Annotated in this window: 6 protein-coding genes; all 6 read right to left on the bottom strand. The window is 52.2% G+C overall.

Annotated features, from left to right (window positions below; all coding sequences use genetic code 11):
- Positions 1-484 precede the first annotated feature (484 nt).
- The 6 genes from JRI89_06705 to JRI89_06680 all read right to left on the bottom strand — a co-directional run bounded on the left by JRI89_06705 (position 485) and on the right by JRI89_06680 (position 7,199).
- Positions 485-1,978 carry an NADH-quinone oxidoreductase subunit N gene (locus JRI89_06705; GenBank protein ID MBW2070930.1) on the bottom strand — a complete coding sequence of 498 codons (1,494 nt, stop codon included), beginning with the start codon at positions 1,976-1,978 and terminating at the stop codon, positions 485-487.
- A gap of 68 nt (positions 1,979-2,046) precedes the next feature.
- Positions 2,047-3,549: an NADH-quinone oxidoreductase subunit M gene (locus JRI89_06700; protein MBW2070929.1), complete on the bottom strand. Its 1,503-nt coding sequence runs from the start codon at positions 3,547-3,549 to the stop codon at positions 2,047-2,049.
- 83 nt (positions 3,550-3,632) lie between these two features.
- Entirely contained in the window at positions 3,633-5,687 is a 2,055-nt protein-coding gene (gene nuoL, locus JRI89_06695; GenBank protein MBW2070928.1) for an NADH-quinone oxidoreductase subunit L, read from the bottom strand.
- A 63-nt stretch (positions 5,688-5,750) separates the two neighbouring features.
- Complete coding sequence (gene nuoK, locus JRI89_06690) at positions 5,751-6,074, bottom strand: NADH-quinone oxidoreductase subunit NuoK (GenBank protein ID MBW2070927.1); 324 nt, start codon at positions 6,072-6,074, stop codon at positions 5,751-5,753.
- Between the two features lie 5 nt (positions 6,075-6,079).
- The gene (locus JRI89_06685; GenBank protein ID MBW2070926.1) at positions 6,080-6,580 is read right to left on the bottom strand and encodes an NADH-quinone oxidoreductase subunit J; all 501 of its coding nucleotides are present in this window, start codon (positions 6,578-6,580) and stop codon (positions 6,080-6,082) included.
- Positions 6,561-7,199 carry a 4Fe-4S binding protein gene (locus tag JRI89_06680; protein ID MBW2070925.1) on the bottom strand — a complete coding sequence of 213 codons (639 nt, stop codon included), beginning with the start codon at positions 7,197-7,199 and terminating at the stop codon, positions 6,561-6,563. Before JRI89_06680 ends, JRI89_06685 begins: the two co-directional genes overlap by 20 nt.
- Positions 7,200-7,213 lie beyond the last annotated feature (14 nt).

Here is a 7,213-nt window from a genome sequence, read left to right as displayed (position 1 = left end):
TGCTCAGTAGCGTACGGGCAATTCCCTTGCAGGCAGCAGCAGCTCTTCGGTAGGGAGATATATGCTCCACATGGTGTCCTATGGTGTAGCGAAACCAGGTCGAGACCTTGTACAGCATGCCACCAAGAAAAATCACAAGAGCGACAGAGACCAGGACAGCGTTGAACATGGTATTCTCATACCTCTTTAGTATTATTGTCAGTTGGACATGCCATGCTTGGCGGCCGGAGTTTGCCCCGGCATTGTCTGAGAAAACAGTGAAGCAGGCTCTCGACAAGCAGTGGCCTTCCGGCCCGCAGGCAGTCTACCTGCTGTTGCACAATACAGCAGGGCCCCAACACAGAGAAAGAGAGCCATAAAAAACCCTCTCTAGGTCAAGAATAACAGAGGGTTGTTCGTTATTCCTATTAAAGACGTATATATTATAGCACAAGATTTAGAGAGGACAAGCCATGTGGCAGGGCCGGATTCTTCTTGTGGCGATTCAGAACATGGAAGCAATTACAGTAGCTAGAGGCTGCCAGTAGAGACCAAGGCCGAGGGTGGGAATCAACAGGCTTGCCAGAAGCAGTCGAAAGCTCAGGGGCACTGAGATCTGTATGCCCCCCGGCGAAGTCTCCAGAAACATCGCTTTGACGATGCGCAGATAGTAGTAAAGTGAAATGACAGTATTGACTGCGGCTACCACTGCCAGCCAGTAGATCTGTTCAGAGATAACCGCGGCAAACAGGTACACTTTGCCGATAAACCCTGCGAAAGGCGGCAGGCCAACCAGTGAAAAGAGAAATATGGCCATGGCCACGCAAGTAAAAGGCGCTTTGCTGGCCAGCCCCCGGTAGGAATTGATCTCTTCGCTGCCTCCAGCACCAGCCACTACAGTCACAACTGCAAAGGCACCCAGGTTCATAAACAGGTAGACAACCAGGTAGAACACTACCGATCTCAGTCCCTGCCCAGTAAGACATACAATTCCCATAAAGAGATAACCTGCGTGAGCAATGCTGGAGTAGGCCAGGAGTCGCTTCAGGTTGTTCTGTCTGAGGGCAGCTAGATTCCCCAGGGTCATGGTTATAGCGGAGATCAACGCCAGAACTGCCGGCCACTGCAAACCAGCAAGCGCTTTATAGAGGCCGTGGCCCTGGTCGCTGGTGAACATAGGATAAAAAAATCTCAAAAACAGCGCGAAGCCAGCAGCCTTGGGGCCGACACTGAGAAAGGCAGTGATGGGAGTCGGAGCACCCTCGTAGACGTCCGGACACCAGAAATGAAATGGAAAGGCTGCGGTCTTGAAGAGCAAACCGGCAAGGAAGAACAACAGCACCAGCACCAGCAGCAGATGATCGGCGGAATTCTGCGCTGCTGCCGCCATATGCGAGCTGATTTGTGCCAGACTGGTACTGCCGACAAGACCAAAGACCAGAGAGAAGCCGAAGAGCATGGTACCAGATGTAAAGGCGCCATAAAGGACATATTTGAGAGCTGCTTCACCACTGCGGCTGTCTTTTGCCCTGATGCCCACCAGGACATAGCTCAAGATACCCATGGTTTCAAAGGCGAGGTAGATCATCAACAAATCAGTTGCAGCTACCAGCAGCATCATGCCTGCAGTAACTGCCAGCACCAGCAGAACGCACTCGCTGTAAGTTTCCTTTTCGATTTCCAGACTTGCCTGACTGAGGAGAATGGTAAAGGCAGCAGCCACCACAAAAAAAGGCCTGAAGAAAAATGTGAGCCAGTCCCAGACGAACAGTTCTGACAGGTAGGGTAGTCCTGCAGCAGGGGGATGCAGCCAGAAAAGGGGAAGCAGGGAAGCAGCCAGGGCTGTTATACCGACAAGCGTATACAACAGACGATAGCGCCAGAAGGGGAGCACAATGCCGAGAACCAGCAGGATCAAAATGGCCAGCGTCAAGATAAGCTCGGGGCCAAAGAATGACAGTCCCTGGAGGTTGCTCTGGATGAAGGTTGCAGGAATCATAGTCTCTTTTCACACCTACCACAGGAGACGTTTCTATTTTTTCCTTGCCAGTGCAGCACATATGTGAGCTAGGGTGCAACCATGGCCACAGTGTGCTGCAAGGTGGTGCCTATCAAATCAAGAATCGGCATGGGATAAAAACCGAGGACAATCACAATCAGTGCAAGAGGCGTCAGCACGAAGGCTTCTCGAAAACTGATTTCCGGCAGTGATATATATCGCTTCTGCACTGGCCCGAGGAAAACCCGCTGCATCGTCCAGAGGAAGTAGGCAGCGGTGAGAATTATGCCGCTGGTTGCGGTAATGGTAACCATCTTGTACTCCTGGAAAGAGCCGATCAGCACAAGGGCCTCGCTTATAAAGCTGGAAAGGCCCGGCAGCCCCAGGGCGGCAAAGAATGCCAGGCCGGTGTAGCCAGCATATATGGGCATGCTCTTGGCCAGACCACCAAAGCGGTCAATATCGCGATGGTGGGCTCGGTCGTAGATTACCCCTACGAGCAAAAAGAGCATGGCAGTAACGGTGCCATGGTTGAACATTTGCAGCACTGCGCCATAGATGGCGGTGGTATTGGTAAATACGGACATGCCCAGTACTACGAAGCCCATGTGGCTGATGCTGGAGTAGGCAATGAGTTTTTTTAAATCATTCTGGGCCATGGCACACAGGGCTCCATAGATGATGCTTACGAGACCCAGACACGCCACATACGGAGCAAAGGCAGCAGCCATCTCAGGAAGCAGGGGATAGGAAATACGCAGAATGCCGTAGGCGCCCATCTTGAGGAGAACTCCGGCAAGTATGACGCTGATGGCGGTGGGGGCTTCCACATGGGCATCGGGCAGCCAGGTATGGAATGGCACTACAGGGATTTTGATGGCAAAACCAAGCAGAAGGGCAAGATAGCACAACCAGCGTATCGTATGATTTCGCAGCAATGAAAAATGGGCGCTTTGATTCATTAGAACGGTAAGATCGAAGGTGTGCAATCCAGTGCTGGGATCCACGGAACCAAAATAGAAAACCAGCATGACAATCAGCATCAGGACGCTGCCCACCAGAGTGAAGAGGAAGAATTTAATTGCGGCGTATTCCTTTCTCGGCCCACCCCAGACGCCAATGAGGAAGTACATGGGGAGCAGCATCAGCTCCCAGAAAACGTAGAAGAGGAAGAAGTCGAGAGCGCAGAATACTCCCATCATGCTGGTGTCCAGCAACAGGAAGAGGGCAAAATATCCCCGCAGGTATTCAGTTATGTTCCATGAAGCAATAACGCAGAGGAAACAGAGCAGCGCCGTGAGCAACACCATTGGAATGCTGATGCCATCTATGCCCACGTAGTAGAAAATATTGGAGGCCTTGATCCAGGGTAGCTTTTCCACGTATTGAAAGCCACTGTTCCACCTATCGAACTGCAGGTACAGATAACCTGCCCAAAAGAGAGGGGGAATGGTGGCAGCCAGGGCAATGACTTTCATCAGGCTTGGATATCTCCTCGGCACAGCCATGATGAGACAGGCTCCCAGCAGAGGAAAGAAAATGATCCACGTCAAGAGGTTTGCAGGAATCATGGAGTGGACCTCCTGTAGCTGCTGACTAGAGTAGAGTCATGCTGCTCTGTTCTCCAGAGACTTGAAAATCGCTGCCCCTGCTGTTACACCAGCAGGACAAACACGCAGAGCACGAAAAGGCCGAGTACTACCGAGTACAAATAGTGTTGAACCTTGCCGCTCTGCAGACGCTCCAATCTGGCGCCCCATCTCTTGACAATGTCTGCAATGCCATTGACCAGACCGTCGACAATACGCCAATCCTCAAAGCCAACGACAAAAGAGAATTTTCTGGTAAGCAGAGATGTCAAGTTGACTGCGCCGTCGATGACTCGCAGGTCAAAATGGCCGCTGAATGCCACAAGCTTCAGCAGAGGACGAACGAATGCTGCCTGGTATATCTCGTCCACATAATATTTGTTGAGGAGCAACCGATACGTCTGAGAGAAACGCTGGGCCAACCGTTCCGGCAGCTGGGGCTGTCTTACATAAAGATACCAGCCAGCCGCAATGCCTGCTATTGCCACTGCTGTGGAGATAACCAGCAAGAGAACTTCCAGAGCTGCACTGTGAGCACCTTCGCTTCCCACTGGTAGGGCCCCCAGTGTGGGAGCAAGAAAATCGGCCAGCAAGTTAGGCAGATGAGTGAATGCTGGCAGGCCTATGATGCCGCCAGATAGCGACAGTACTGCCAGTACCACCAGGGGGACCGTCATTACCGGGGGAGATTCGTGCAGTTTATTTTCCTGCTCCCTACTGCCGCGAAACCTTCCCATAAAGGTGAGACAGATCAGCCTGGTCATATAGAGGGCAGTAAGCCCCGCTGTCAGAAGAGCTGCCAGCCAGAGAATCGGGCCCAGCCAGGGCAGCGGTAGACTACTGGTGAAGGCAGCCCAGAGGATTTCGTCTTTGCTGACAAAGCCGGAAAATGGTGGAATTCCAGATATGGCCAAAAAGGCAGTCATAAACGTCAGGTAGGTGACGGGCATATAACGGTTGAGGCCGCCCATTTTTCTCATGTCGTTGTCATGCACCGCATGGATGACGCTGCCAGCCCCTAGAAACAGCAAGGCCTTGAAAAAGGCGTGGGTTATCAGATGAAAAATGCCAGTGGTGAAGGCGCCGACACCTTCGGCAAGGAACATGTAACCCAGTTGACTGATAGTGGAGTAGGCGAGCACTCGTTTGATGTCGTCTTGGGTCAGGGCGATGGTAGCTGCATAGAGTGCTGTGGCAGCTCCTAATACCGCAATGAGAGCAAGGGCTGCAGGTGCGGCTGAGTAGAGAAAGTGGAGGCGGGCAATCATATAGACGCCTGCTGTGACCATGGTGGCTGCATGAATGAAGGCGCTCACTGGGGTTGGACCCGCCATGGCATCTGGAAGCCAGATATAGAGTGGAATCTGGGCCGATTTGCCGGTGGCACCGATGAACAGCAGCAGGGCCACCCAGGTGACCAGGGAAATTCCCATTATTGGCTGGGCAGATTTCAGCAATACCAGGCATTCCTGGAGTTCTGAAAAGCGCATACCGGTTACCAGGCCGCCGCTCTTGTCGAACAGGGCCCAGAAAAGAAGCATCAGGCCCACAAAGAAACCGAAATCCCCCACCCGGTTGACGATGAAGGCCTTCATTCCTGCTCTGGCCTTTTCCAGATCGGTGAACCAGAAGCCAATGAGGAGATAAGAACAGAGTCCCACACCTTCCCATCCCACAAAAAGCAGCAAGAGGTTGTCTCCCAGAACCAGAAGGAGCATGGCGAAGGTGAAAAGGTTCAGATAGGCGAAATAGCGGCCCTCGCTTTCGTCGCCTGCCATGTAGCCCACTGAATACAAATGGATGAGGAAGCCGACGCCGGTGATCACCAGACAGAGGGAAACCGATAGAGGGTCCAATCTAAAAGCCACTTCCAGACTGAAACGGCCGTGCTGCCACACTGTGAGAATCCACTGGTACAGAGACTGGATCACCAGCCGCTGCTGTGGTTCAGGAATTTGCAACAGGGTCAGAAAGCCCACGGCAGAAAGCACAAAGGCCGACAGGACTGTGCCGCAGGCAATTATGTGGATGTGCCTGGGGGGGAGTTTTCTTCTCAGCAAGCCAGTGACTGCGGCTCCCATTAAAGGAAGGGCAGGGATCAACCAGAGGAAATCGCCGATAAATTTTGGATTGATGAAAACAGTCATGGTCCTGCCAGTATGAAGATTTTTCTTGTCTAATCGCTAGCCATGCAACTGCCTGAACTCCTCCACGTCTATGGTTTTCATCTTGCTGTAGAGAGAAAGGACAATGGCCAGGGCTACCGCCACTTCAGCGGCGGCCACTGCAATGATGAACAGTGTGAATACTTGACCACTGAGCTGGGCAGATTTTTCTACTGCCTGAAGAAAACGAGAAAAGGCCACGAAATTGAGGGCTGCTGCATTGAGAACCAGTTCAATGCCCATGAGAATGGCAATGGCATTTCTGCGAGTTAACACTGTGTACATGCCCAGGCAGAAGAGGAGAGAACTGACCGTTAGATAGCTGGCTAGACTGTACGGCATAATGTCTATTCTCCACCGATGCTTCGTCTTACAATCAACACTGCTCCAACCAGTGCTGCAAGCAAGAGCAATGAGGCTACCTCGAAGGGAATCAAATACTTGCCGAGCAGAAGATTGCCTATGGCCGCTGTTGTGGGAGCCGGCTCGGGCAGCGGTGAGGCAACTGGCCACAATGATTTGCTGGCTACCAGCACCAGGGCGCCAAAAATGGTGCCAGTGAGTGCCAGGGCGAGAACACGACCAGGAAGCTGAACGGAGAGGGGCAGCATCTTGGCTCGCTGAGTCATCATGACGCCAAAAATGATGAGGACGAGAATGCCGCCGATATAGATTACCACCTGGACGATGCCGATAAAATCTGCACCCAACAAGACAAAGAGCCCGGCTATGCCAAAAAGGGTAAACAGCAGGGAAAAGGCGGCATGGACAATATTGGTGGAAAAGGCCACCCAGAAACAAGGTATGACAGTGATCAGGACGAACACGTTAAAAATGAGTTGTTTCATCTTTGGCATTCCTTTTTATGGTCTTAGAGCGCTTTTTCTGCTTGAGTTGCCTGGCCAGCTCCAGACGCTGCTGCCGCATCTCCTCGCTGATGAAATTTTCAATGAGGCTGTGGTAGCTGAATGTGGCGGCCGCAAACCGCCGCGTAAAAAAAATGGCTGAAGTGGGACATACCTCCACGCAAAGGCCGCAGAACATGCACTTGGAATAGTCGATGCGGAACATTACTGGCGCTCTGCCTTTGCGACCTTCTATTTTTACTCCCTCCACAGCGATTACCTCGATGGGGCACGCCTGAACGCACAGGTTGCAAGAGATGCACTTGTCTTCTCGGTAGCCAAGAAATCCTCTGTAGCGATCGGCGATCCTTGCCTGCAGCGGGCCGCGGTACTGTTGCTGGCTCGCTCCCAGGAATGGTTCAAAAGGTGGATTCAATTCTTGTTCTGGAAAAGTGACAGCGTCTCGTGCTTTGCCTTCCAGCACGTCGTGGGATGGATACTGGATAGTTACCTTGCGTTCAAAAAAGGCTGTCTTGAAGGTAATCCACATGCCCACCGCGATGGTGGCAACGGCTTCATAGATGTTGCCAAAATACATCTTCATGTGTTGCCAGGGCTTCACTCTTTGCCGTACTC

The sequence above is a fragment of the Deltaproteobacteria bacterium genome (genome assembly GCA_019309045.1).
Lineage (GTDB): Bacteria > Desulfobacterota > Syntrophobacteria > BM002 > BM002 > JAFDGZ01.
The sequence above is the reverse complement of the archived record's forward strand: the minus strand, read 5'-3'. Positions and strand labels throughout refer to the sequence as shown.

Bases quoted from the DNA above. Each gene is read 5' to 3' on its own strand.
- JRI89_06705 (MBW2070930.1), bottom strand. From the start codon at position 1,978: ATGATTCCTGCAACCTTCATCCAGAGCAACCTCCAGGGACTGTCATTC.
- JRI89_06685 (MBW2070926.1), bottom strand. From the start codon at position 6,580: ATGAAACAACTCATTTTTAACGTGTTCGTCCTGATCACTGTCATACCT.
- JRI89_06700 (MBW2070929.1), bottom strand. From the start codon at position 3,549: ATGATTCCTGCAAACCTCTTGACGTGGATCATTTTCTTTCCTCTGCTG.
- nuoK (MBW2070927.1), bottom strand. From the start codon at position 6,074: ATGCCGTACAGTCTAGCCAGCTATCTAACGGTCAGTTCTCTCCTCTTC.